This window comes from Kitasatospora sp. McL0602, assembly GCF_052076145.1.
Taxonomy (GTDB): Bacteria; Actinomycetota; Actinomycetes; order Streptomycetales; family Streptomycetaceae; genus Kitasatospora.
Genome location: NZ_CP197246.1, coordinates 5,343,572 through 5,365,610, shown reverse-complemented (window position 1 = coordinate 5,365,610; position 22,039 = coordinate 5,343,572). Strand labels below are relative to the sequence as shown.

Here is a 22,039-nt window from a genome sequence, read left to right as displayed (position 1 = left end):
TGGTGTGACGTCCGGGGGGCCGTCGTCTTCCTACCTTCCCTCCTGTCAGGGACGAGGAAGGCGGAGGGGCCGGGGATGGGTACGCGGATCAGAAGGGCCGTGGCGGGTGCCGTGCTGGCGCTGGCGGCGGTGGGCGGGGTCGGCGGCTGGGCCGTCGGGCAGGGGCAGGCGGCGGCGGTCGGGGTGCCCGGGGCCGGGGTCGCGTGGACGAGTGACACCACGCTGGGTGTCCGGCTGCCGGAGCCGGGCGTGACGGCCCCGGCGGAGGTCGCGGAGTTCTTCGCGGGGCTGCCGCTCGGCCGGCAGGACGCGCTGGCCGTCCGGCACCCGCTGGTGGTGGGCAACCTGGACGGCGCCCCCGTACCGCTGCGCTACCGCGCGAACCAGCTGGCGCTGGCCGAGGAGCGCGAGCGCGAGCTCACCCGGGCCGCCGGGCCGGGGCTCACCGCGCAGGAGCGGGCCGACGCCCTGGGCCGGGCCGAGCGGTACGCCTCGCTGGCCGGCCGGCAGATCCTGGCCTTCGACCCGCGCGGCCACGGCCTCGTCGCCGAGGTCTTCGGCGAGCTGACGGCCGGGCGGCCGACGGCCGTCGTCGTCCCCGGCGCGGACATCGACCTGATGAGCTTCGACCGCACCCAGGACCCGTACGGCGCGCCCGCCGGGATGGCCCGCGCGCTGAGGCAGGCCACCGGCGACCGGCTGCCGGTGATCGCCTGGGCCGGGTACACCACCCCGCACGGCATCGGCCTGGACCTGGCCACCTCCGACCTCGCCGAGGCGGGCGGCGCCCGGCTGACGCGCTTCCTGGACGGGCTGGCGGTGCCCGCCACGCTCTTCTGCCACAGCTACGGCTCGGTGGTCTGCGGGCACGCCACCCTGCACCCCGGCCGCACCACCACCGCCGTGGTCTCGCTCGGCTCGCCCGGGATGGACCTCGACCGGGCCGCCGACCTGCCGGTGCCGCTCTGGGCCGCCGAACGGAACAGCGCGGACTGGATCGGCGACGTGCCGAACGTCTCCGTCCTCGGTCTCGGCCACGGCGCCGACCCGACCGGCCGGGGCTTCGGCGCCCGGGTGGTCTCCGCCGCCGGTGCGCACGGCCACTCCGGCTACTTCGCCCCCGGCACGGCCTCGCTCGCCAACTTCGCCGCGATCGCCCTCGACGAGCCCGCCCTCGTCCGGTGCGCCGCCACCTCCCAGGAGTGCCGCGATGCTCACTGACCTCCGCAAGGCCGCCGCCCGGGTCGACGCGAAGACCCCTGTGACGCGTGACCGGGCCCTGGACGGGCTCCGCGCGCTGGCACTGCTGGCCGTCCCGCTCGGGCACTGGATGCTCGGCGGCCTCACCCTCGACGCGGGCGGCGGCCTGCACAACGCCAGCCCGCTCAGCTCGCTCGGCTTCCTCGCCCCGCTCAGCTGGGTGCTCCAGATGCTCGGGGTGTTCTTCCTGGTCGGCGGCCACTCCTCGGTGAAGTCCCTGGAGCGGGCCCGCGCCAAGGGGTCGAGCACGGCCGCCTGGCTGCGCGGCCGGTGCGCCCGGCTGCTGCGGCCCGTCCTCGGGGTGGCGGCGGTCTGGGCCGGGCTGATCCCGCTGCTGCGCGGGCTCGGCGTGCCGGAGGACACCGTGCACACCGGCACCGTGCTGGTGGTGCAGCCGCTCTGGTACATCGGCGTCTACCTCGGGCTGACCGCTCTGACGCCGTACTGCGTGGCCGCCGGGCGCCGGCTCGGCGGGTGGGCGGCGGCGCCGCTGCTCGCCGTCGTCGCCGTGGTCGACCTGCTGCGGTACGGGCCGTGGGCCGAGGCGATGCCCTCCTGGCTGGGCCTGCTCAACCTGCTGCCGGGCTGGATGTTCGCCTACCAGCTGGGCACCTCCTGGGCACAGGGCCGGATCGGCCGGGCCGGGGCGCGGGCCCTGCTGCTCGGCGGCGCCGCGCTCTTCGCCACCCTGCTGCTGGCCTTCCACTACCCGGCGAGCATGGTCGGCGTCCCCGGCCAGGACCGCACCAACTCGCACCCGCCGTCCCTGCTGGTGCTCGCCCTGGCCGCCTTCCAGTGCGGCGCCGCGATGCTGCTGCGCGAGCGGCTCGGACGGCTGCTCCGCAGGCCGCTGCTCTGGCTGCCGGTCGTGGCGGTCAACCTCTCGGCGATGACGATCTTCTGCTGGCACCAGACCGCGATGTTCACCGCCGGCACCCTCGGCTCGCTCCTGGGCAGCGTCCCCGGCCTGACCACCGCGCCCGACTCCCCCGGCTGGGCCCTCGCCCGGCTCGCCTGGATTCCCGTCCTCGGCGCCCTGCTGACCGTGATCGCCCGGTACACCCGCCGCTTCGACGGCCCGTGGGCCTCCCGGGGCTGGAAGGCCGTGGCCGGGGCGGGGGCGGCGCTGTTCACCGTGTACGCGCTGGGTGTGGTGTGACGCCGTATCCTCGTCGCCATGGTGACGTTCAATCAGTTTCTGGCCATGGGCCTGGCCCTGCCGCGCACGACCGAGCGGCTCACCTGGGAGACGCAGGTGACCCTGCGGCTCGGCGAGAAGATCTTCGCCATGGGCGACCCCGACAGCGGCTCGGTCTGCGTGAAGGCCTCCAAGGAGGACCAGACCGAGCTGATCGCGGCCGAGCCGGAGATCTACTCCGTCGCGCCGTACGTCGGGCGGCACGGCTGGGTGCTGGTCAGGCTCGCCGCCGTCGACCCGGCCGAGCTGCGGGATCTGCTCACCGACGGCTGGCGGAGCATCGCCCCCAAGAAGCTGCTCCGCGAGTACGAGGCCGCGTCCGGTTCGCCTTCGCGTACGTCCGAAGACACCTGAACGTGCGGGGCTGGACATGTGAGGCTTCCCACAGTTTAGACTCTGCACGCCTCCCGCTCCGAAGACCTACGCTGGCTGACGAGTAGTAGGCGTTTCGCACCACCATCGGGCCCCGCCCGCTGTGCCGGTAGAGGGTCCGAGGGAGTTGTCGCCAATGCAGCGCAGCAGTTCGATGCGGCACATCTGGATGCGGCGCAGTGCGATCCAGCGACGACGGATCAAGCGAGTCCTGATAGGCGCCTTCGCCGCCTCGGCCGTGCTGGTGGACGCCGGAGCAGCCGCCGCGCAGGCCGCCGCCGCCAACGAGCAGGTCGCCATCTCCACCCCGCCGGCCGGCAGCGCCGCCTGGGTCGCCGACCACTCGCTGGGCCGCGCCCTCCCCGACCCGGCCACCGCCGACGCCACCACCGTCGCCGCCTTCTTCGCCTCGCTCACCCCCGAGCAGACCCTCCGGCTGGTCGCCGAGTACCCGCTCGTCGTCGGCAACCTCGACGGCGCCCCCGTCGAGACCCGCTACCAGGCCAACCGCGTCGCGATCGCCGCCGAGCGCGACCGCGCACGGGCCCGCGCCGCCGACCAGAAGCTCGACGCCACCACCCGCGCACTGGCCACCTCCCGCGCCAACGACAGCGAGGGCCTGCTCGCCAAGGGCCGCCAGATCCTCGCCTTCGACCCGCGCGGCCGGGGCCTGGTCAGCGAGGTCTACGGCGATCTCGGCAGCGCCCAGCGGGTCTCCGTGCTCGTCCCCGGCTCGGACGCCGACCTCGCGCACTTCGACCAGACCGCCGACCCGCTGCGCTCCCCCGCCGGGATGGCCCGCGCCCTCGTCGCCGAGGAGCACCGCCAGGCCGCGGACGGCCACACCGCCGTGATCGCCTGGACGGGCTACGTCACCCCCTCCGGCCTCGGCCCCGACGCCGTCACCTCCCGGCTCGCCGACGTCGCCGCCCCGCGCCTGGAGCGCCTGCTGGCCGGCCTCGCCGTCACCAGCGCCCCCGACGCCCCGCCCACCCTCTTCTGCCACAGCTACGGCTCGGTGGTCTGCGGCGTCGCCGCCCCGAAGATCCACGACACCCGGACGACCGACGTGGTCGTCTTCGGCAGCCCCGGCATGGGCGTCCAGGGCGCGGCCGAACTCGGTGAAGGCGTACGGGTCTGGGCCACCCGCAACCCCACCGACTGGATCGGCAACGTCCCCTACCTGGAGGTCGGCGGCCTCGGCCACGGCTCCGACCCGACCGGCAGGGACTTCGGCGCCGTCGAGATCTCCTCCGCCGGCGCCGCCGGGCACACCGGCTACCTCTCCCCCGGCACCGCCAGCCTGCACAACTTCGGCTCCATCGCCCTCGGCGACTACGGCGACGTCACCCACCCGCAGAGCTAGGGCCTGCCCCGTACAGCTCGGCGATCTCCCGTGCGGCGTCGGCGAGTTCGGCACGTACGGAGTCCGGGGTGAGCACCTCCAGATCGGCGCCGAAGGGCAGCAGCAGGCGGGCCGCCTGAACGGCCGGGAGGCCGATCTCCAGCTCCGTCCAGTCGGCGGGCTCCGGCGGCGGGGCCAGCAGCAGACCGGCGTGCAGCCGCAGGAACATGTCCAGCCGGCTGTGCCTGATCCGGACCAACACCCGTACGTCCAGCGGCCGTTGCTCGACCTGGTCACGCAGCTCGGCCCACAGCTCCGCCAGCCCGAGCCCGGCCCGGCGGCGTACGGGCTCCGGCCCGGCAGCCGCCGCGAGCACCCGGTCGGCCCGGAACAGCCGGGGAGCGCCGTCCAGATCAGCGACCAGGTACCAGACCCCCGCCTTGCTCACCAGCCCGTACGGGTCGACGGTGTACTCGCTGGGTGCGGTGGCACCGCCGTGCCGGTACCGCAGGGCCAGCCGCTGGTCGGCGAAGACCGCGCGCTGCAACTCCCCGAGATCGGCCGCCTCGGACGCCGCCCGGAACCAGCGGGCCGGGTCGACCAGGATGCGTTCGCTGGTGCGCTCGGCGCCCGGCCGGTGCGGGGCGGGCAGCGCGGCCATCACCTTCCGCAGGGCGGAGCCGATCGCGCCGCCGAGCCCGAGGGCGTCGTGCGCCCCCTGCGAGGCGAGCACGAAGAGCGCCCGCGCCTCGTCGCTGGTCAGCCCCGTGACGTCGGTGCGGTAGCCGGGCAGCAGGTTGATCCCGCCGTGCCGCCCGCGCTCGGCCCAGACCGGCACCCCGGCGGCCGAGAGCGCCTCGACATCCCGGTACACGGTGCGGACCGACACCTCCAGCCGCTCGGCCAGCTCCGACGCCGACACCTGCCCCCGGGTCTGGAGCAGCAGCAGGATCGAGAGCAACCGGTCGGCCTTCACCGGGCCAGCCTAGAACGCCCCGAATACCTGACGGCAGGTGTCAGGTATCACCGGCAGAGTGCTCCTCGTAGCCGAACCCGCACCACGACCGAGGAGCCACCCCGTGAACGACCCCCGCCCGTCCTACCAGCGCGCCCTCGACCAGCTGGCGAAGCTGATCGCCACCATCACCCCCGAGCAGCTCGAACTGCCCACCCCCTGCACCGAGTACGACCTGCGGACGCTGCTCGGCCACACCGTCGGCGGCGTGCACCGGATCGCCTACGTCGGCGAGGGCGGGCACTCCAACGACGTGCCGGCGACGGTCGGCGAGATCGACGACGACGCCTGGCCCGCCGTCCTCGACCGGGCCCGCACCCGCGTGACGGCCGCCTGGGCGGACGCGGCCACCCTGGACCGCCCCGCGATGGCCCCCTGGGGGGAGGTCCCCGGCCGGGCCGCGCTCGGCGGCTACGTCATGGAGGCCGTCACCCACGCCTGGGACATCGCCCATGCGACCGGCCAGGAGGCCGCCCTGGACGACGAGTTGGCCCTGACCGCCCTCGCCGTCGCCGAGCACGTCCTCCCCGCCGAGCCGCGCGGCGGCGAACTCCCCTTCGGCCCCGTCCGGCCCGCCCCGGCAGACGCACCCCCGTACCGCCGCCTCGCAGCCTGGCTGGGGCGCTGACCTGCCTGCGGCGTTGACCTGACTGGGGCGTTGACCCCAGGGGCGCGGGGAACTGCGCGAAACGGCAGGCTCCCGACCGCAACTCGCCTCACCTGACAGTCAGTTGCATCCTGCAAGCGCTACTCGCGACCGGCCGACGTGAAGGTCATGTCGGCGTAGCGGTTGCCCGCGACGTGCCCCGCGATGGGCTCCAGCTCGGCCAGCTCCGCCGAGGTCAGCACCAGCGTCGCCGCGGCGGTGTTCTCCGCCAGGCGGGTCCGCTTGCGGGTGCCGGGGATCGGCACGACCGTCAGGCCGTGGACCTCGGCGCGCTGGTGCACCCAAGCCAGGGCGATCTGGGCGGCGCTGACGCCCCGCCCGGCCGCGATCTTCTGGATCGGCGCGACCAGGGCCGCGTTGCCCGCCGCGTTCGGGCCGCTGAACTGCGGGTGGTGGCGCCGGTAGTCGTCCGCGCTGAGCTGCTCCGCCGCCGCGAACGCCCCGGTCAGGAAGCCCCGCCCGAGCGGCGAGTACGGCACGAAGGCGATGCCCAGCTCGGCCGCCGCCGGGACGGCCGTCTGCTCGACGTCCCGGGAGAAGATCGACCACTCGGACTGGAGGGCGGCGATCGGGTGCACCGCGTACGCCTCCCGCAGCTCGTCACCCGTCACCTCGGAGAGGCCCAGGTGGCGGACCTTGCCCGCCCGCACCAGCTCCGCCATCGCACCGACCGACTCGGCCAGCGGGACGGCCGGGTCACGGCGGTGCATGTAGTAGACGTCGATGTGGTCCACGCCGAGGCGGCGCAGGGAGGCGTCGACGGCGGTGCGGACGTAGGCGGCGTCGTTGCGCACGCCCCGGTAGGTGGGGTCGTCCGCGCGGCGCTCGATGGCGAACTTGGTGGCCAGCACGACCTGGTCGCGGTTGGCCCGGACGAACGGGCCGATCAACTCCTCGTTGGCGCCGGAGCCGTAGACGTCGGCGGTGTCGAAGAGGGTGACGCCCAGGTCGAGGGCGGCGTCCAGGGTCGCCAGCGCCTCGGCGGTGTCGGTCGGGCCGTAGAACTCGCTCATGCCCATGCAGCCGAGGCCCTGGACCCCGACGACGGGACCGTGCGTGCCGAGCTGGGTGGTGGGGATGCTCATGCGCTCTGTTTCCTTGTCCGGTCTGCCTGTCCGCTGCCGGTCATGCCCGCGTACAGGTCGATCTTGTAGTCGAGGACGGCGAGGGTCGCGTGCAGATCGGAGATCTGCTGCCGGACGGCCTCGCGGTGGGCGATCAGCAGCTCGCGCCGGTCGCCGGAGGTCTGCGCACCGGCCCGAGCCAGCTCCACGTAGCGGAGCATGTCCGCGACGGGCATGCTGGTCAGCCGCAGCCGCCCGAGGAAGGCCAGCCGGGTCAGGTCGGCGTCGCTGTAGCGGCGCTGGCCGGAGTGCGTGCGGTCGACCGGGTCGAGCAGGCCGATCCGCTCGTACCAGCGCAGCGTGTGGGCCGTGAGCCCGCTCGCGGCGGCGACCTCGCTGATGCTGTGCCGGGGGGTGCGGTCGGCTTCCACGCTCGGCGCGGTGTAGGCCTCGCCGCAGGTGAGCGGGTCGAGACGGATGGGTGCGAGCGTTGCCACGGTGGACCCCCAGGTTTCGGCGACGAGTACGAAGCTACTGAGTTAGAGCGCACTCCAAGCAAGCCTCCCACGCGGGCCGCTGGTCCGGGCTGGTTAGAGTTCGGCCATGGAGAGCTTGCGGATGATCGAGAACTGGCCGGTACCGAACGCGGCGACCGCGGTGGTACGGGCTTCGGACGGCGCGGTGCTGGGCACCCACGGGCCGCAGGACCACCTCTTCCCGCTGGCGTCGGTGACCAAGCTGCTCACCTCGTACGCCGTGCTGGTCGCGGTGGAGGAGGGCGTCTTCGAGCTGGACGACCCGGCCGGGCCGGAGGGCTCGACCGTCCGCCACCTGCTCGCCCACACCTCCGGGCTGGCCTTCGACGAGCACCGTGCGATGGCCACCCCCGGCACCCGGCGGCTCTACTCCAACGCCGGGTTCGACGTGCTGGCGGACGCCCTCACCAAGGCCTCGGGCATCTCCTTCGCGGACTACGCGGCGGAGGCGGTCTTCACCCCGCTCGGCATGCGGGCCACCCTGATCAACACGGCCCACCGCTCACCGGCCGGCGCCGGCGGCCTCTCCACCGTCGCCGACCTCGCCCGCTTCGCCGCCGAACTCCAGGCCCCGCGCCTGCTCGACCCCGCCACCGTCCAGGCCGCCACCCGCGAGGTCGCGTACCCCGGCCTCAGCGGCGTCCTGCCCGGCTACGGCCACCGCCGCCCGAACGACTGGGGCCTCGGCTTCGAGATCCGCGGCGACAAGTCCCCGCACTGGACGGGCACCACCAGCTCCCCCGCGACCTTCGGCCACTTCGGCCAGTCCGGCACCTTCCTCTGGGTCGACCCCACCGCCGGAGCCGCCTGCATCGCCCTCACCGACCGCGACTTCGGCCCCTGGTCCGCAGAAGCCTGGCCGGCCTTCACCGACGCCGTGCTCGCCGAACTGTAAGAGCAACCACAACAGGGGCGCGGCCGTCAGCCGTACGCAAGTCCGCTGTGCATCTCCCAGAGCAGCAGCTCCGCCCCGTCCTCCCCCGCCGTCGGGTCGACGAAGGCGGGGCCGGTGGCGCGGACGCTGTCGCCGGGCGACAGGGAGCGGCCGCCCCCCTGCGGCCCGGGGACGGTGCGGAAGCCCACCGAACCCGCCGTCAGGTGCAGGTAGCGGTACGGCGCCTCCGGCAGCACGGGCAGCGGCTGCCAGGGCCCGGCCGTGACGAGGTACAGCGCCGCGTCGCTGCGCCGCAGGCGGAGGGCGTCCGAGTCGGCGTCCCGGGCCAGGCCCGAGGCGAGCAGGGTCAGCCCGTCCGGCTCGGGGGTGACCCGCCGCAGGCCGTACGAGGGGACGGCGTCGAAGGTGTCCGGTTGGAGCCACATCTGGACGAACCGCACCGGCACCGCCGAGCCGCCGGCGTTGCGCTCGGTGTGCGTGACGCCGGAGCCCGCGCTGAGGTGCTGGACCATGCCGGGGCGGACGACGCCCGCGTGGCCGTCGCTGTCGCGGTGGGCGAGGGCGCCCTCGACGACCCAGGTGAGGATCTCGGTGTCGCCGTGCTTGTGCTCGTCGAAGCCCGCGCCGGGGGCGAGGGTCTCCTCGTTGCAGGCGAGCAGGGCGCCGAAGTGGATGTTCTTCGGGTCGTAGTGCCCGGAGAAGGAGAAGGCGTGCCTGGTCTCGATGCCTTCGGCGGGGGTCGAGCGGTAGCGCTCGGCGCTGCGGCGGAGGTCGGCCCTGGGCCGGTCGGGTACGTCGGTCACGGGGACCACGGTAGCGGGTGTGACGGGGACCACCGGGTGCTTCCGGTGGGGGGTGTGCACGAGCACCCTCCATGGTGAGGCAGTCTTGTTCCTGTGCCAGCCGCTTCAGCGAATTCCGACAAGAAGACCGCAGCCAAGAAGGCCGTCGCCGACAAGGGCGCCGCCAGGAAGGCCGCGCCCGCCGAGGCCACACCCCCGAAACCGGAGGACCCGCCCCGCCCGGCCCGCCGTGGCCGCCTCACCGCCCAGGAACGCCGACTCGCCACCGAGCGGGCCGAGCTGCGCGCCGCCACGCTCAAGCGGCTGGAGAAGTCCTCGGGCAAGCTCGCGACCGCCGCGATCTCGCGGATGGACGACCAGCTCGGCTGGTACCGGCGGATGCCGCCGGAGCACCGCTCGTGGATCGGCCTGGTCGCCCAGGCGGGCATCGCGGCGTTCACCGAGTGGTACCGCCACCCCGACGCGCCGCAGGCGATCAGCACGGACGTCTTCGGCACCGCGCCGCGCGAGCTGACCCGGGCCATCACGCTGCGCCAGACCGTCGAGCTGATCCGCACCACCATCGAGGTGATGGAGGAGGCCATCGAGGAGGTGGCCGCCCCCGGCGACGAGGCCGGGATGCGTGAGTCGGTGCTGGTCTACGCGCGGGAGATCGCCTTCGCGACCGCCCAGGTCTACGCCCAGGCGGCGGAGGCCCGCGGCGCGTGGGACGCCCGGTTGGAGGCGCTGGTCGTCAACAGCCTGCTCTCCGGCGACGCGGACGAGGGCGTGCTCTCCCGGGCCGCCGCGCTCGGCTGGGGCCAGCCGAGCCAGGTCCGGGTGGTGATGGGCAGCGCCCCGGACGGCGACAGCGAGCTGGTCGTGGAGGCCATCCGACGGGCCGCCAGGTATGCCAAACTCCACGTGCTGACAGGCGTGTTGGGCAAGCGGCTGGTCGTCGTCGTGGGCGGCGACAAGGAGCCGGTGCACGCCGCCCGTGCGCTGATCGGGCAGTTCGCGCCCGGCCCGGTGGTGGTGGGCCCGACGGTGGGCGATCTGCTCTCCGCGACCCGCTCGGCGCACGCCGCCGCCGCCGGCCTCAAGGCCTGCGCCGCCTGGCCGGACGCGCCCCGCCCGGTGCTGGCGGACGACCTGCTGCCCGAACGCGCGCTGGCGGGCGACCAGGCCGCCCGGCGCCAGCTGGTGGAGGAGATCTACACACCGCTGGACGAGGCCGGATCGGCACTCCTGGAGACGCTGAGTGTCTACCTGGAGCAGGCGTCCTCGCTCGAAGGCGCCGCCCGGATGCTCTTTGTGCACCCGAATACCGTGCGCTACCGGCTGAGACGTGTGACTGACGTCACGGGCTATGCTCCGTCCGACGTGCGTTCGGCCTTCACTCTGCGCATCGCGCTTGCGCTGGGCCGTCTTGGCGCCGGCGTCGAACAGGGTTGACCGGTCTGTAGAGACTCCACAATCCGAGGTGCTTTTCTTCGTTACCGTCGCCTACCCGCCCCTGGGTGCCTGGCGAGAGAGGGTTGAACCGTGCTCGTAATCGTTGCCCCTGGACAGGGTGCCCAGACCCCCGGATTCCTCCGCCCCTGGCTGGAGCTGGACGGCGCTGCCGACCGGCTGCGGCGGTGGTCCGACGTGGCCGGGCTCGACCTCGTCCACTACGGCACCGAGGCCTCCGAGGAGGAGATCAAGGACACTGCCGTCGCGCAGCCACTGCTGGTGGCCGCCGGTCTGCTCACCGCCCGTGCGCTCTTCCCGGACGAGGCCGAGGCGCGCCGCCTGGTCGGCGCCGTCGCCGGTCACAGCGTCGGTGAGATCACCGCCGCCGCCGGGGCCGGGGTGCTCAGCGCCAAGGACGCACTGGTCTTCGTCCGCGAGCGCAGCCTGGCGATGGCCGAGGCCGCCGCGACCACCGCGACCGGTATGACCGCCCTGCTGGGCGGCGACCCGGAGGCCGTCGCGGCCAAGCTCGCCGAGCACGGCCTGACGGCCGCGAACAACAACGGCGGCGGCCAGATCGTCGCGGCCGGCACGCTGGAGCAGCTGGCGGCGCTCAAGGCCGACCCGCCGGAGGGCTCCCGGGTGATGCCGCTGAAGGTCGCCGGGGCGTTCCACACCTCGCACATGGCCCCGGGTGTCGAGCGGCTCGCCAAGCTGGCGCCGACGCTCGGTATTGCCGATCCGCAGGTCGCGTATGTCTCGAACAAGGACGGTGAGGTCGTCGGCAGTGGTGCCGAGGTGCTGAGCCGCCTGGTGTCGCAGGTCTCCAACCCCGTTCGGTGGGACCTGTGCATGGAGACGCTGCAGCAGCTCGGTGCCACCGCCGTGATCGAGCTGGCTCCGGCCGGCACTCTCACCAACCTGGTCAAGCGCAACCTCAAGGGCGTGGCGACGCTTGCCCTCAAGACCCCCGCCGAACTCGACAAGGCCCGCGCGCTCGTCGCGGAGCACGCGAACCACGGCGGTCAGGAGCAGAGCGCATGAGCACACCCGAAAGCGATTCCGTCGTGCCCCGGATCAAGCCCGTCAGCGGCGCCGCCCACTCGCGGATCCACGGCGTGGGCGGTTACCGCCCCGTCCGGGTGATCCCGAACGCCGAGGTGCTGGAGTGGATCGACTCCTCGGACGAGTGGATCAGGACGCGGAGCGGCATCGCCGAGCGCCGCTGGGCCGGCCCGGAGGAGACCGTCGCCGAGATGTCGGTGCAGGCCGCCGGCAAGGCGATCGCGCACGCCGGGATCGACCCCGCGCAGATCGGCGGCGTGATCGTCGCGACGGTCTCGCACCTCAAGCAGACCCCGGCGATCGCCACCGACATCGCCCAGCGCCTCGGCTGCGGCACCGCCCCGGCCTTCGACATCTCGGCCGCCTGCGCGGGCTTCGGCTACGGCCTGAGCCTGGCGGACGGCATGGTGCGCGGCGGCAGCGCCGAGTACGTGCTGGTGATCGGCGTGGAGCGGCTGAGCGACCTGACCGACCAGTCGGACCGCTCGACGGCGTTCATCTTCGGCGACGGCGCCGGCGCCGCGATCGTCGGCCCGTCCGACACTCCCGGCATCGGCAAGGTGATCTGGGGGTCGGACGGCTCGCAGAAGGACGTCATCTCGCAGACCCAGGCCTGGGACACCGCCTTCGCCAAGCCGGACGCCGTCAACGGCACCGGCGAGGAGCAGAAGTGGCCCGCGCTGCGGATGGAGGGCCAGGCGGTCTTCCGCTGGGCCGTCTGGGAGATGGCCAAGGTCGCCCAGCAGGCGCTGGACGCGGCCGGCATCACCGCCGACCAGCTCGGCGCCTTCATCCCCCACCAGGCGAACATGCGCATCACCGATGCGATGATCAAGAAGCTGGAGCTGCCGGATTCGGTGCCCGTCGCCCGCGACATCACCGAGACCGGCAACACCTCCGCGGCCTCCATCCCGCTGGCGATGGAACGCATGCTGGAGAGCGGCGAAGCGCGGAGCGGAGACCTCGCGCTGATCATCGGTTTCGGGGCGGGTCTCGTGTACGCCGCGACAGTCGTTACTCTCCCCTAGGCGTCACCGCCTGATTGACCGCCGTGTCCCGCACCTGCGGACACACGGCACCCGAACTGCCGACTGCCCGCCGGGCAGCGGTCGACCCACAGTGAAGAGGAGCAGCCGATATGGCTACCAAGGACGAGGTCCTGGCCGGTCTTGCTGAGATCGTCAACGAGATCGCCGGCATCCCGGCCGAGGACGTCGAGCTCGACAAGTCCTTCACCGACGACCTTGACGTCGACTCGCTCTCCATGGTCGAGGTCGTCGTGGCCGCCGAGGAGCGCTTCGACGTGAAGATCCCGGACGACGAGGTCAAGAACCTGAAGACCGTCGGCGACGCCGTGGACTACATCCTCGCCAACCACGAGGCCTGATCCGGTCGGTGTACCACTGACCGGCCGGTCGGCCGGGGTGTTCGCACCCCGGCCGGCCACCCCTCCCCCTCCCCTCGGCCTCTGCGCCACCACTCCAGCCCCACGTGAAAGAAGAAGAACCAGTGACCGCTGAAAACCGCACCGTGGTCGTCACAGGTATCGGCGCCTTCACGCCGCTCGGCAGCGATGCCGCCTCGTTCTGGGCGGGCCTGCTCGACGGCCGTTCCGGAGTGGGCCAGTTGACCGAGGAGTGGGCCGCAGACCTGCCCGTCCGGATCGCCGCGCGCGTCGCCGTGGAGCCGGGCGAGATCCTGCCGCGTCCGCTGACCCGCAAGCTGGACCGCTCGGCGCAGTTCGCGCTGATCGCCGCCCGCGAGGCCTGGGCCGACGCCGGGTTCGAGACGCCCGCCACCGACGAGTCCTCCAAGCTCGCCCCCGAGCGCCTGGGCGCCGTGATCGCCTCCGGCATCGGCGGCGTGACGACGCTGCTCGACCAGTACGACGTACTGAAGGAGAAGGGCGTCCGCAAGGTCTCCCCGCACACCGTCCCGATGCTGATGCCCAACTCCCCGGCGGCCAACGTCGGCCTGGAGGTCGGCGCCCGCGCGGGTGTGCACACCCCCGTCTCCGCCTGCGCCTCCGGCGCCGAGGCGATCGGCTACGCGATCGAGATGATCCGCACCGGCCGCGCCGACGTCGTGGTCGCCGGTGGCACCGAGGCCGCGATCCACCCGCTGCCGATCGTCGCCTTCGCCAACATGATGGCGATGTCCAAGAACAACGACGAGCCCGAGCGCGCGTCGCGCCCGTACGACACCGGCCGGGACGGCTTCGTGCTCGGCGAGGGTGCCGGCGTGGTCGTGCTGGAGTCGGCCGCGCACGCCGCCGCCCGTGGCGCCCGCGTCTACTGCGAGGCCGTCGGCCAGGGCCTCTCCTCGGACGCCCACCACATCGCCCAGCCCGAGCCCACCGGCTCCGGCGTGGCCCGCGCGATCGCCGACCTCTTCGCCCGCAACGACCTGGACAAGGCCGAGATCGTGCACGTCAACGCGCACGCCACCTCGACCCCGCAGGGCGACGTCGCCGAGCTGAAGGCCCTCCGCAAGGAGCTGGGCGAGCACCTCGACCACATCGCGATCTCGGCCACCAAGTCGATGACCGGTCACCTGCTCGGCGGCGCCGGCGGCATCGAGACGGTCGCCACCGTCCTCGCCCTGCACCACCGCACCGCACCGCCGACCATCAACCTCGACAACCTGGACCCCGAGGTCGACGCCGACGTCGTGCGCGACAAGCCGCGTACCCTCCCCGAGGGCCCGATCGCCGCGCTGAACAACTCCTTCGGCTTCGGCGGCCACAACGTCGTCCTGGCCTTCCGCAGCGTCTGACGCTCACGCAGTCGGCCGAGCACAGCAGGGGCGCGGGGCACTCGGTGCCCCGCGCCCCTGTTCCGTTCCCTCAGACCGCCACCTCAGACCACCTGGTGGAGCCACCGGACGGGAGCCCCCTCGCCCGCGTACCGGAACGGTTCGAGCTCGTCGTCCCAGGGCTTCCCGAGCAGCCGCGCCAACTCCGCCTCCAGGTCCGTCCCTTCGCTCTGGGCCCGCAGCAGGACGGCCCGCAGCCTGTCCTCGGGGATCAGGATGTCCCCGTGCAGGCCGGTGACGGCGTGGAAGATGCCGAGCGAGGGCGTGCTGCTGTAGCGCTCGCCCTCGGCGGTCGCGCAGGGCTCGCTGGTCACCTCGTAGCGGATGAGCTGCCAACCGCGCAGCGCGGAGGCCAGCTTCGAGGCCGTGCCGGGCTCGCCCTGCCAGGAGAGCTCGGCCCGCCAGTGGCCGGCCGCGGCCGGTTGGCGGATCCAGTCGAGGCTGACTCGCACACCGAGCACCCCCGCGACCGCCCACTCGACGTGCGGGCACAGCGCGCGGGGCGCGGAGTGGATGTAGAGCACACCACGTGTCGTCACCGGGACCTCCAGGCAGTGGACGAGGGTCGCCTTCCCCAGCTGCCTCGTACCCGTCGCCGTTCTGGCCCTGACTGCCGACCGTCTGCTGTCTGACTACCTAGTGCCCCCATGGGACTCAACTTATTCGACATTAGGTCATCAAGTTGAGCAAAACGGACAACCTTTCGCACCATGCTAGTCGGATACCGGGCGTGGTCCAGCCTTCGTTCGGATCTCTCCCCCGAACGGCCCCATCCGGGCAGCCACCACCGTAGCGCCAAGCCCCCGGCCACGTCTGACGCTCCGTCCGAAAAGCCGGGACGCCCCTGCAGCGGGGGCTGCAGGGGCGTCGGTCCGAGCGGCGACTCAGGGCGCGGGTCAGACCAGGCTGAGCGCCACGTCGATGTTGCCGCGGGTGGCGTTGGAGTACGGGCACACCTGGTGGGCCAGCTCCACGAGCTCCTGCGCGAGGGCCGCCTCCAGGGCGGGCAGCTTCACGGCGAGGTCCACGGCGAGGCCGTAGCCGCCAGCCGCGTTCGGGCCGATGCCGACCTTCGCGGTGACCTCGGCGCCGGTGACGTCCGCCTTGGCGCGGCGGGCGACCACGAACAGCGCGCTCTGGAAGCAGGCCGCGTACCCGGCCGCGAACAGCTGCTCGGGGTTGGTGCCCTCGCCGCTGCCGCCGAGCTCCTTCGGCGGGCGGACTGTGATGTCCAGCAGGCCGTCGGAGGAGGCGACGCGGCCGTCACGACCGCCCTCAGCGGTGGCTATGGCGGTGTAGGCGATCTTGGTGGGCTTACCCGACATGAGTGGTACTCCTTGGTGCAGTGAGGGACGGGGAGAGCGGACGGAGCGTCAGGAGGCGAGCCGGACGACCATCTTGCCGGTGTTGTCGCCGCGCAGCAGGCCGATGAAGGCCTCGGCGGTGTGCTCCACGCCGTCGACCACGGTCTCGTCGTAGGTCAGCTTGCCGTCGCGCAGCCAGCCGCCGACCTCGGCGACGAACTGCGGCTGCAGCTCGGTGTGGTCGTTGACGAGCATGCCGCGCAGCTGGAGCCGCTTGCCGATCGCCATCGCGAGGTTGCGCGGCCCGACGGGGGCCGTGGTGTCGTTGTACTGGGCGATGGCGCCGCAGAGCGTGACCCGGCCGTGGGCGTTCAGGGTGCTGATCGCCGCTTCGAGGTGGTCACCGCCGACGTTGTCGAAGTAGACGTCGATGCCCTCGGGGGCCGCCTTCTCCAGCTGCTCGCGGACGGGGCCGTCCTTGTAGTTGAAGGCGGCGTCGAAGCCGTAGCCGTCGACCAGCTTGGCGACCTTCTCGGCGGAGCCCGCCGAGCCGATCACCCGGGCGGCACCCTTGAGCCGGGCGATCTGGCCGACCAGCGAGCCCACGGCACCGGCGGCGCCGGAGACGAAGACGGTGTCGCCCTCCTTGAAGGCGGCGACCTCCAGCAGGCCGGCGTAGGCGGTCAGGCCCGGCATGCCGAGCGCGCCCAGGTAGTAGGAGAGCGGCGCGAGCTCCGGATCGACCTTGACGGCGTGCGCGGCGCCGAGGGTGGCGTACTCGCGCCAGCCGAGCCCGTGCAGCACGGCGTCCCCGACCTGGAAGCCCTCGGCCTCGGAGGCGACGACGTAACCGACGGCGCCGCCGTCCATCGCCTTGCCGAGCTGGAAGGGCGGCACGTACGACTTCACGTCGTTCATCCGACCGCGCATGTACGGGTCCACCGACAGGTAGGCGTTGCGGACCAGGATCTCCCCCGGGCCGGGCTGCCGGACGGGGGCCTCGACCAGGGCGAAGTTCTCCGGCGTGGGCCAGCCGGACGGGCGGCTGGTCAGCTGCCACTCACGGCCGACGGTGGGCGTTGCGTGCTCAGACATCGTTGCGCTCCCTCGGGGTGCTCCCCGGTAGTACCGGACAACCTGAAAGGTTGACCCAATGAAGCAATCGTGAGGTGAAAGGTTCACCTTGTCAAATGTTCAGCTACGATGGGAGCCATGGAGAACAAGCCGTCCCAGGCCGCCCAGCCCCCCGCCGACGCGATCACCCGCGAGGTCGTGGACCTCATGGCGGGCCTGGTCGCGCTCTTCCACCGCGAGTACGAGGAGGCAGCCGCCGCCCGCTCGCTCACCGGCGCCCAGGCCAAGGTGCTCGCGCTGCTGCGGCGCGGCCCGATGCCGATGCGCCACATCGCCCAGACCCTGAGCTGCGAGCCGTCCAACATCACCGGCATCGTCGACCGGCTCGAAGCCCGCGACTTCGTCACCCGGCAGGCCGACCCGCAGGACCGCCGGGTCAAGCTCGTCGCAGCCACCGAGGCCGGCCAGCAGGCCACCGAGGAACTCCGCGAATCCCTCAACTTCGCCCGCGAGCCGCTGGCCGCCCTCGACGCCGACGAACGGCTCGTCCTGCGCGACCTGCTGCGCCGGATGCTCGAAGGCGCCGGGCCCGAGCTCTAGGGCCCGTCTGACAATTCGCGTCGGCGCGGCATCTCCGCCCATAGCGGGCGAATTCGTACGCACATTCCCATTGAATCGAACTCGCGTGTAACCGTAGGCCCTGCCGAGCCGTCTATCTGGTGAGACCCCGCACCAGCCGGCCGGTTTTTTCCGAGCGGCCGTACAGAGAGCGCTGACGATGACCGACGCCAAGACCCGGCCCGCCAAGGGCAGCCCCCGCAAGGGCAGCCCAGGTAAGGGCGGCTCCACCTCGCCCCGAGCCCGGATCGCTCGGGCGGCGGGAGCGACGGCCGCCGTGCTGGTGCTCGCCACCGTCGGCGTCGGCGCCTGGTTCTACCAGCGCCTCGACGGCAACATCACCACCTTCTCCCCCGAGGGCATCGCGACCAGCCGGCCCCCGGCCGCCGTCCCGGTCTCCGGCGGCGGCCGACCCGTCAACGTCCTGCTGCTCGGCTCGGACAGCCGCCTCGGCGGCAACGACAGCCTCGGCGGCGGCGCGGCCGGGGTCGGCAACTCCGACACCGCGCTCCTGCTGCACGTCTACGGAGACCACAAGCACGCGGTCGCGGTCTCCATCCCGCGCGACACCCTGGTCACCATCCCGGCCTGCAAGCTGCCGAGCGGGCAGTGGACCACCCCGCGGACCGGGCAGATGTTCAACTCGGCGTTCAGTGTCGGCGAGTACCCGCAGGGCAACCCGGCCTGCACCCAGAACACCGTCGAGGCGCTCACCGGCCTGCGGGTCGACCACACCGTCGTGGTCGACTTCAAGGGCTTCGCCGCGATGACGGACGCCGTGCACGGCGTCGACGTCTGCGTGCCGAACGACGTCGACTCGTTCGGGATCAAGCTCACCAAGGGCCGTCAGACCGTCTCCGGCCAGCAGGCCCTGGACTACGTCCGGGCGCGGCACGGCTTCGGCGACGGCTCGGACATCGGCCGGGTCAAGCGGCAGCAGGCCTTCCTCTCCTCGCTGATCAAGAAGGTGCAGGGCCAGGGCTTCGACCTCACCACGCTGCTCCCGCTCGCCGACGCCGCGACGAAGTCGCTCACCGTCGACCCGGGCCTCGGCACCGCGCTCAAGCTCGCCGACTTCGCGCAGTCGCTGCGCGACATCAAGCTGGGCGACATCAGCTTCGTCACCGTGCCCTGGCAGTACCAGGGCGAGCGGGTGGCACTCGTCCACCCGGACGCCGAGGTGCTCTGGCAGCTGCTGCGCGAGGACCGCACCCTCGACGGCCACCTGACCGGCCAGGCCGGGCCGGCGCCGGTCGTCCCGGCCACCCCGGCGGCGGCGCCCGTCACCGACAGCACCCCGCTGGTCGTCCTGAACGGCACCCGGGTCGGCGGTCTCGCCAAGCACGCCGCCGACGCCCTCAAGGCCAAGGGCTACCAGGACATCACCCTCGGCGCCGACACCGCCGTCCGCCGCACCACCCTGATCAGCTACCCGACCGCGCACCAGGCCGCCGCGCAGCAGCTCGCCCAGTCCTTCCCCGGCGCCGAACTCCGGGCCGACCCGGACGCCGACTCGATCACCGTCACCCTCGGCCGCGACTACGCCCCCGACGGCACCGCCCCCACCGACGCCCCGAGCGCCCTCACCCTCCCCACCGCCATGCCGACCGGGATCGCGCAGAACACCCGTACCGCCGACACCGACCTCTGCTCCGACCTCAGCTTCGGCTGACCGGCACCGGCTGCTGGTCCGGGTCCGGGTCCGGGTCCGGGTCCGGGTCCGGCAGCCCCGTGACCACCACCGTCAGCCGCGTCCCCGGCGCGAACTCCCCTGCGGCGGCCAGCTCGTGGACGGCCAGCAGCGTCTTGGCGACGTACCGCAGCTCCGGCGCCAGGCCGTGCGCGCGCTCGAACTCCGCCGCGAACGCGGTCAGTTCGGGCGACACCCGGCCGTAGCCGCCGCCGTGGTGGCCGTGGTCGATCCGCCAGTTCGCGAACTGCCGTCCGTACGCCGCCTGGTGGAGCCCGGCGACCTCGCGCTCCAGGTAGCCCTCACCCCGCAGGACGGCCACCCCGAGCGCCCGTGCTCCCGGCGGCAGGCCCGCCGCGATGCCCGCCAGCGTGCCGCCGGTGCCGACCGGGCAGCAGAGCACGTCCCGCTCCCCGAGGCCGGGGATCTCGGCCGGGACGGCGGCAGCGCCGTGTACGGCTGCCGCATTGGAGCCGCCCTCCGGCAGCACCAGCCACCGCCCGTCCCGCCGCTCCGGACACTCCTCGGCGGCGTCCGTGCCGTCCTCCGTGCCGTCCTCCGGGCCCTCCGCCGTGCCGTTCACCAGGCCGCGGTACCTGGCCCGGGAGACGAACCGCAGCTCCATCCCCGCCGCCTCGGCCGCCCGCAGCGACCAGTTCCGGGGCCGCCCGGCCAGCTCGTCGCCCCGGATCACCCCGATGCTGGCCAACCCCAGCTCGGCAGCGGCCGCAGCCGTCGCCCGCACGTGGGTCGAGTACGCCCCGCCGAAGGTCAACAGCCCCGTACGCCCCTGGGCCACCGCCTGCGCGAGGTTCGGGGCGAGCTTGCGCCACTTGTTCCCCGGCACCGTCGGGTGCGCCAGGTCGTCCCGCTTCAACCGCAGCTCGACCCCCAACCGCGCCAACCGCTCGTCCACGAGCACGGTCAGCGGGGTCGGCAGCGCAGCGGGCAGGAGCATCCGCCCAGGCTACCCAGCGACCGGCACCGGCTCCCGCACCGTCGTGGGCCGGGCCGCCGTCCCCTCGGGCAGGTCGCGGAGCCTGCGCAGCGGCGACCCCCAGAGGATCAGCGCCGCCAGCGGCACACCGGCCGTCGTGATCCACATCGCCGTCCGGATCCCCAGCGCGGTGGCGAGCAGGCCACCGGTCAGCGCACCGACCGGGATGCTCCCGTAGTTGAGCACGGCGCAGCTCGCACTGAGCCGCCCGAGCAGCTCCGGCGGGCAGTAGCGCTGCTGGAAAGTCGACTTGATGACATTTCCGGCCACGACCCCGGCCGTCACCCCGAAGCTGCCGACGACGTACAGCAGCAGTCCGGCCCCGCCGGAGGTGAGCGGGATGAGCAGCGCCAGCAGCGGCAGCCCGAGTTCGAAGAGCAGCATCGCCCGCGCCGTGCCCGTCCGGGCGGCCACCCGCCGGGCGACGGCGGCGCCGACGATCCCCCCGGTCGAGGCCAGCGCGACCAGGACGCCCACCAGGCCGGGTGTCACGCCCACCTCGCGGACCAGGAAGACCACCAGGATCGACTGGTACCCCGTCAGTGCGAGGTTCGAGACCGCCCCGAAGACCGTGAGCGTGCGGAACCAGACATCCCCGGCGACCAGCCGCAGCCCCTCGGCGATCTCCCGGCCGATCGCCCGCCGCCCACCTCGGGCGGGAGCCGGTTCGCGGTGTTCGATGCGGCCGGTGCAGCAGAGCGAGACCAGGAAGGTCACCGTGTTGGCGAACAGCCCGTTGGCCGGCCCGGCGAGCTGGGTGAGCAGTCCGCCGCCGCCGAGCCCCACGATCTGCGCGGCGGAGGCACTGCCGTGCAGCTTGGCATTGCCCTCGGCGCGGTCCGCGGGCCCGAGCAGGGCCGGGAGATAGGCGGTGCAGGCGGTCTGGAAGAAGACCGAGGCGGCGCCGGTGCCGAGCGCCACGAGCACCAGCTGCGCCATTGTCAGCAGGCCCAGCCAGGCGGCGACGGGCACCGTTGCGAAGAGCACCAGCGAGACGGCGGAGGCCGTCTGCATGATCGGCCGACTCCGCAGCCGGTCCACCCAGACGCCCACCGGCAGCCCGATCAGCAGCCACGGCAGCCACCCGACGGCTGCCAACAGGCTGACCTGGAACGTGGACGCGTTCAGCGCGGTGACGGCGATCAGCGGCATCGCCATCCGGGTGACGGCGGTGCCGAACCCGTTCGCCGTCTCGCCGGACCACAGCAGTCGGAAGTCGCGGTGCCGCCGCAGCAGCCCCTTGAGCAGCGCCTCACTCATCACGCGCCTCCGGCCCTGGGCATGGCCCGGATCTGCACGATGACCGGCCGGGCGTCGGGCTCTGCAACGGCCCCCGGGCCCGGCACATGGCGGGCGACGACGGCGAGCAGCTCGTCGTTCAGAGCGCGCAGCTGGGCAGGGGTCATCCGCAGGTCGTTCCAGTCGGTGATCGAGCACATACCGCGCCAGTCGCCCTCCCACTCGGCGGCGATCGAGTCGGCGACCCGCTGGTGCTGGAGCCGGAGCAGCTCCTGAAGGTAGACGGAGACCGCGCCGCGCGCCGCCGGGTCATCGGCGAAGTCGGTGGTGTTGAGCACCGTCTGGACGGCCGTCCTGCGCCACCAGCGCTCACGCTTGGTGCCGCGCCCGACCTCCTCCTCGATGAAGCCGTGCTCGGCGAGCAGGCGCAGGTGCCAGCTGACCGTGCCGGTGCTCTCCCCCAGCTGCTCGGCCAGCCGCGCGGAGGTGGCGGAGGTGCCGTCGGCGAGGACCTCGAGGATGCGCACGCGCAACGGGTGGGCGACGGCCCGCAGACTGCGGGCGTCGAGCCGACGGCCGGTGCGGGGATCGGGAGCGGTCATACCGGCGAATCTACAGATGCAGAGAAGTCTCTGCATAGAGTTCTCTG

General features: G+C 73.2%; 23 protein-coding genes. 13 read left to right on the top strand and 10 right to left on the bottom strand.

What is annotated here, in order from left to right; translation table 11 throughout:
• The first annotated feature begins 75 nt into the window (after window positions 1-75).
• From ACR68M_RS24430 to ACR68M_RS24415, 4 genes are all read left to right on the top strand, one after another.
• Complete coding sequence (locus tag ACR68M_RS24430) at window positions 76-1,221, top strand: alpha/beta hydrolase (protein ID WP_441246246.1); 1,146 nt, start codon at window positions 76-78, stop codon at window positions 1,219-1,221.
• Window positions 1,211-2,419, top strand: a complete 1,209-nt coding sequence (locus ACR68M_RS24425; protein ID WP_441246245.1) for an acyltransferase family protein — start codon at window positions 1,211-1,213, stop codon at window positions 2,417-2,419. Before ACR68M_RS24430 ends, ACR68M_RS24425 begins: the two co-directional genes overlap by 11 nt.
• Before the next feature lie 18 nt (window positions 2,420-2,437).
• Complete coding sequence (locus tag ACR68M_RS24420; RefSeq protein ID WP_441246244.1) at window positions 2,438-2,812, top strand: MmcQ/YjbR family DNA-binding protein; 375 nt, start codon at window positions 2,438-2,440, stop codon at window positions 2,810-2,812.
• Window positions 2,813-2,966: 154 nt separating this feature from the next.
• The gene (locus ACR68M_RS24415; RefSeq protein ID WP_441246243.1) at window positions 2,967-4,196 is read left to right on the top strand and encodes an alpha/beta hydrolase; all 1,230 of its coding nucleotides are present in this window, start codon (window positions 2,967-2,969) and stop codon (window positions 4,194-4,196) included.
• Here the strand turns inward: ACR68M_RS24415 and ACR68M_RS24410 are convergent.
• On the bottom strand, window positions 4,177-5,151 hold the full coding sequence (locus ACR68M_RS24410; RefSeq protein ID WP_441246242.1) for a helix-turn-helix transcriptional regulator: 975 nt from the start codon (window positions 5,149-5,151) through the stop codon (window positions 4,177-4,179). The genes ACR68M_RS24415 and ACR68M_RS24410 overlap by 20 nt on opposite strands.
• A gap of 103 nt (window positions 5,152-5,254) precedes the next feature.
• Here ACR68M_RS24410 and ACR68M_RS24405 point away from each other — a divergent pair, with 103 nt between their 5' ends.
• Window positions 5,255-5,818 (top strand): TIGR03086 family metal-binding protein, encoded by a 564-nt coding sequence (locus tag ACR68M_RS24405; protein ID WP_441246241.1) that lies wholly within the window; start codon window positions 5,255-5,257, stop codon window positions 5,816-5,818.
• Window positions 5,819-5,937: 119 nt separating this feature from the next.
• Here ACR68M_RS24405 and ACR68M_RS24400 read toward each other — a convergent pair whose 3' ends face one another.
• Together ACR68M_RS24400 and ACR68M_RS24395 are read right to left on the bottom strand one after the other, a co-directional pair.
• Window positions 5,938-6,942, bottom strand: coding sequence for an aldo/keto reductase (locus ACR68M_RS24400; protein WP_441246240.1), 1,005 nt, complete (start codon window positions 6,940-6,942; stop codon window positions 5,938-5,940).
• Window positions 6,939-7,418, bottom strand: coding sequence for a MerR family transcriptional regulator (locus ACR68M_RS24395; RefSeq protein ID WP_441246239.1), 480 nt, complete (start codon window positions 7,416-7,418; stop codon window positions 6,939-6,941). The genes ACR68M_RS24400 and ACR68M_RS24395 overlap by 4 nt, the downstream gene beginning before the upstream one ends.
• A gap of 106 nt (window positions 7,419-7,524) precedes the next feature.
• On the opposite strand from ACR68M_RS24395, the gene ACR68M_RS24390 reads away from it, so the two are divergent.
• Window positions 7,525-8,352, top strand: coding sequence for a serine hydrolase domain-containing protein (locus ACR68M_RS24390; RefSeq protein WP_441246238.1), 828 nt, complete (start codon window positions 7,525-7,527; stop codon window positions 8,350-8,352).
• Window positions 8,353-8,378: 26 nt separating this feature from the next.
• Here the strand turns inward: ACR68M_RS24390 and ACR68M_RS24385 are convergent, their stop codons facing one another.
• On the bottom strand, window positions 8,379-9,155 hold the full coding sequence (locus ACR68M_RS24385) for a pirin family protein (protein WP_441246237.1): 777 nt from the start codon (window positions 9,153-9,155) through the stop codon (window positions 8,379-8,381).
• A gap of 279 nt (window positions 9,156-9,434) precedes the next feature.
• On the opposite strand from ACR68M_RS24385, the gene ACR68M_RS24380 reads away from it, so the two are divergent.
• The 5 genes from ACR68M_RS24380 to fabF all read left to right on the top strand — a co-directional run bounded on the left by ACR68M_RS24380 (window position 9,435) and on the right by fabF (window position 14,429).
• Window positions 9,435-10,589 (top strand): PucR family transcriptional regulator, encoded by a 1,155-nt coding sequence (locus ACR68M_RS24380; RefSeq protein ID WP_441251705.1) that lies wholly within the window; start codon window positions 9,435-9,437, stop codon window positions 10,587-10,589.
• Between the two features lie 90 nt (window positions 10,590-10,679).
• Window positions 10,680-11,633 carry an ACP S-malonyltransferase gene (locus ACR68M_RS24375; RefSeq protein ID WP_441246236.1) on the top strand — a complete coding sequence of 318 codons (954 nt, stop codon included), beginning with the start codon at window positions 10,680-10,682 and terminating at the stop codon, window positions 11,631-11,633.
• Between the two features lie 23 nt (window positions 11,634-11,656).
• Entirely contained in the window at window positions 11,657-12,682 is a 1,026-nt protein-coding gene (locus ACR68M_RS24370) for a beta-ketoacyl-ACP synthase III (protein ID WP_441251704.1), read from the top strand.
• Window positions 12,683-12,792: 110 nt separating this feature from the next.
• Window positions 12,793-13,041, top strand: coding sequence for an acyl carrier protein (locus ACR68M_RS24365; protein ID WP_441246235.1), 249 nt, complete (start codon window positions 12,793-12,795; stop codon window positions 13,039-13,041).
• 122 nt (window positions 13,042-13,163) lie between these two features.
• Entirely contained in the window at window positions 13,164-14,429 is a 1,266-nt protein-coding gene (fabF, locus tag ACR68M_RS24360) for a beta-ketoacyl-ACP synthase II (protein ID WP_441246234.1), read from the top strand.
• Window positions 14,430-14,512: 83 nt separating this feature from the next.
• Here fabF and ACR68M_RS24355 read toward each other — a convergent pair whose 3' ends face one another.
• From ACR68M_RS24355 to ACR68M_RS24345, 3 genes are all read right to left on the bottom strand, one after another.
• The gene (locus ACR68M_RS24355; protein WP_441246233.1) at window positions 14,513-15,007 is read right to left on the bottom strand and encodes a DUF3145 domain-containing protein; all 495 of its coding nucleotides are present in this window, start codon (window positions 15,005-15,007) and stop codon (window positions 14,513-14,515) included.
• Window positions 15,008-15,364: 357 nt separating this feature from the next.
• Complete coding sequence (locus tag ACR68M_RS24350; RefSeq protein WP_441246232.1) at window positions 15,365-15,793, bottom strand: organic hydroperoxide resistance protein; 429 nt, start codon at window positions 15,791-15,793, stop codon at window positions 15,365-15,367.
• Window positions 15,794-15,841: 48 nt separating this feature from the next.
• A complete protein-coding gene (locus tag ACR68M_RS24345) occupies window positions 15,842-16,867 on the bottom strand; it encodes an NADP-dependent oxidoreductase (RefSeq protein ID WP_441246231.1) in 1,026 nt (341 codons plus the stop codon).
• A gap of 108 nt (window positions 16,868-16,975) precedes the next feature.
• On the opposite strand from ACR68M_RS24345, the gene ACR68M_RS24340 reads away from it, so the two are divergent.
• Entirely contained in the window at window positions 16,976-17,446 is a 471-nt protein-coding gene (locus ACR68M_RS24340; protein WP_441246230.1) for a MarR family winged helix-turn-helix transcriptional regulator, read from the top strand.
• Between the two features lie 178 nt (window positions 17,447-17,624).
• Complete coding sequence (locus ACR68M_RS24335) at window positions 17,625-19,136, top strand: LCP family protein (RefSeq protein ID WP_441246229.1); 1,512 nt, start codon at window positions 17,625-17,627, stop codon at window positions 19,134-19,136.
• On the opposite strand, the gene ACR68M_RS24330 is transcribed toward ACR68M_RS24335, so the two are convergent.
• From ACR68M_RS24330 to ACR68M_RS24320, 3 genes are read right to left on the bottom strand one after another with little or no spacing between them, the layout of a single operon-like run.
• Complete coding sequence (locus ACR68M_RS24330) at window positions 19,123-20,112, bottom strand: 1-aminocyclopropane-1-carboxylate deaminase/D-cysteine desulfhydrase (protein ID WP_441246228.1); 990 nt, start codon at window positions 20,110-20,112, stop codon at window positions 19,123-19,125. The two genes, ACR68M_RS24335 and ACR68M_RS24330, sit on opposite strands and share 14 nt — an antisense overlap.
• A 9-nt stretch (window positions 20,113-20,121) precedes the next feature.
• Window positions 20,122-21,411 carry an MFS transporter gene (locus tag ACR68M_RS24325; protein ID WP_441246227.1) on the bottom strand — a complete coding sequence of 430 codons (1,290 nt, stop codon included), beginning with the start codon at window positions 21,409-21,411 and terminating at the stop codon, window positions 20,122-20,124.
• Window positions 21,411-21,992, bottom strand: a complete 582-nt coding sequence (locus ACR68M_RS24320; RefSeq protein ID WP_441246226.1) for a helix-turn-helix domain-containing protein — start codon at window positions 21,990-21,992, stop codon at window positions 21,411-21,413. Before ACR68M_RS24320 ends, ACR68M_RS24325 begins: the two co-directional genes overlap by 1 nt.
• Window positions 21,993-22,039: the final 47 nt, after the last annotated feature.

What these genes read in the sequence shown, in the direction of transcription:
- ACR68M_RS24430 (WP_441246246.1), top strand. Translation starts at nt 76, where the DNA reads ATGGGTACGCGGATCAGAAGGGCCGTGGCGGGTGCCGTGCTGGCGCTG.
- ACR68M_RS24425 (WP_441246245.1), top strand. Translation starts at nt 1,211, where the DNA reads ATGCTCACTGACCTCCGCAAGGCCGCCGCCCGGGTCGACGCGAAGACC.
- ACR68M_RS24420 (WP_441246244.1), top strand. Translation starts at nt 2,438, where the DNA reads ATGGTGACGTTCAATCAGTTTCTGGCCATGGGCCTGGCCCTGCCGCGC.
- ACR68M_RS24415 (WP_441246243.1), top strand. Translation starts at nt 2,967, where the DNA reads ATGCAGCGCAGCAGTTCGATGCGGCACATCTGGATGCGGCGCAGTGCG.
- ACR68M_RS24400 (WP_441246240.1), bottom strand. Translation starts at nt 6,942, where the DNA reads ATGAGCATCCCCACCACCCAGCTCGGCACGCACGGTCCCGTCGTCGGG.
- ACR68M_RS24390 (WP_441246238.1), top strand. Translation starts at nt 7,525, where the DNA reads ATGGAGAGCTTGCGGATGATCGAGAACTGGCCGGTACCGAACGCGGCG.
- ACR68M_RS24365 (WP_441246235.1), top strand. Translation starts at nt 12,793, where the DNA reads ATGGCTACCAAGGACGAGGTCCTGGCCGGTCTTGCTGAGATCGTCAAC.
- ACR68M_RS24350 (WP_441246232.1), bottom strand. Translation starts at nt 15,793, where the DNA reads ATGTCGGGTAAGCCCACCAAGATCGCCTACACCGCCATAGCCACCGCT.
- ACR68M_RS24345 (WP_441246231.1), bottom strand. Translation starts at nt 16,867, where the DNA reads ATGTCTGAGCACGCAACGCCCACCGTCGGCCGTGAGTGGCAGCTGACC.
- ACR68M_RS24340 (WP_441246230.1), top strand. Translation starts at nt 16,976, where the DNA reads ATGGGAGCCATGGAGAACAAGCCGTCCCAGGCCGCCCAGCCCCCCGCC.
- ACR68M_RS24335 (WP_441246229.1), top strand. Translation starts at nt 17,625, where the DNA reads ATGACCGACGCCAAGACCCGGCCCGCCAAGGGCAGCCCCCGCAAGGGC.
- ACR68M_RS24330 (WP_441246228.1), bottom strand. Translation starts at nt 20,112, where the DNA reads ATGCTCCTGCCCGCTGCGCTGCCGACCCCGCTGACCGTGCTCGTGGAC.
- ACR68M_RS24325 (WP_441246227.1), bottom strand. Translation starts at nt 21,411, where the DNA reads ATGAGTGAGGCGCTGCTCAAGGGGCTGCTGCGGCGGCACCGCGACTTC.
- ACR68M_RS24320 (WP_441246226.1), bottom strand. Translation starts at nt 21,992, where the DNA reads ATGACCGCTCCCGATCCCCGCACCGGCCGTCGGCTCGACGCCCGCAGT.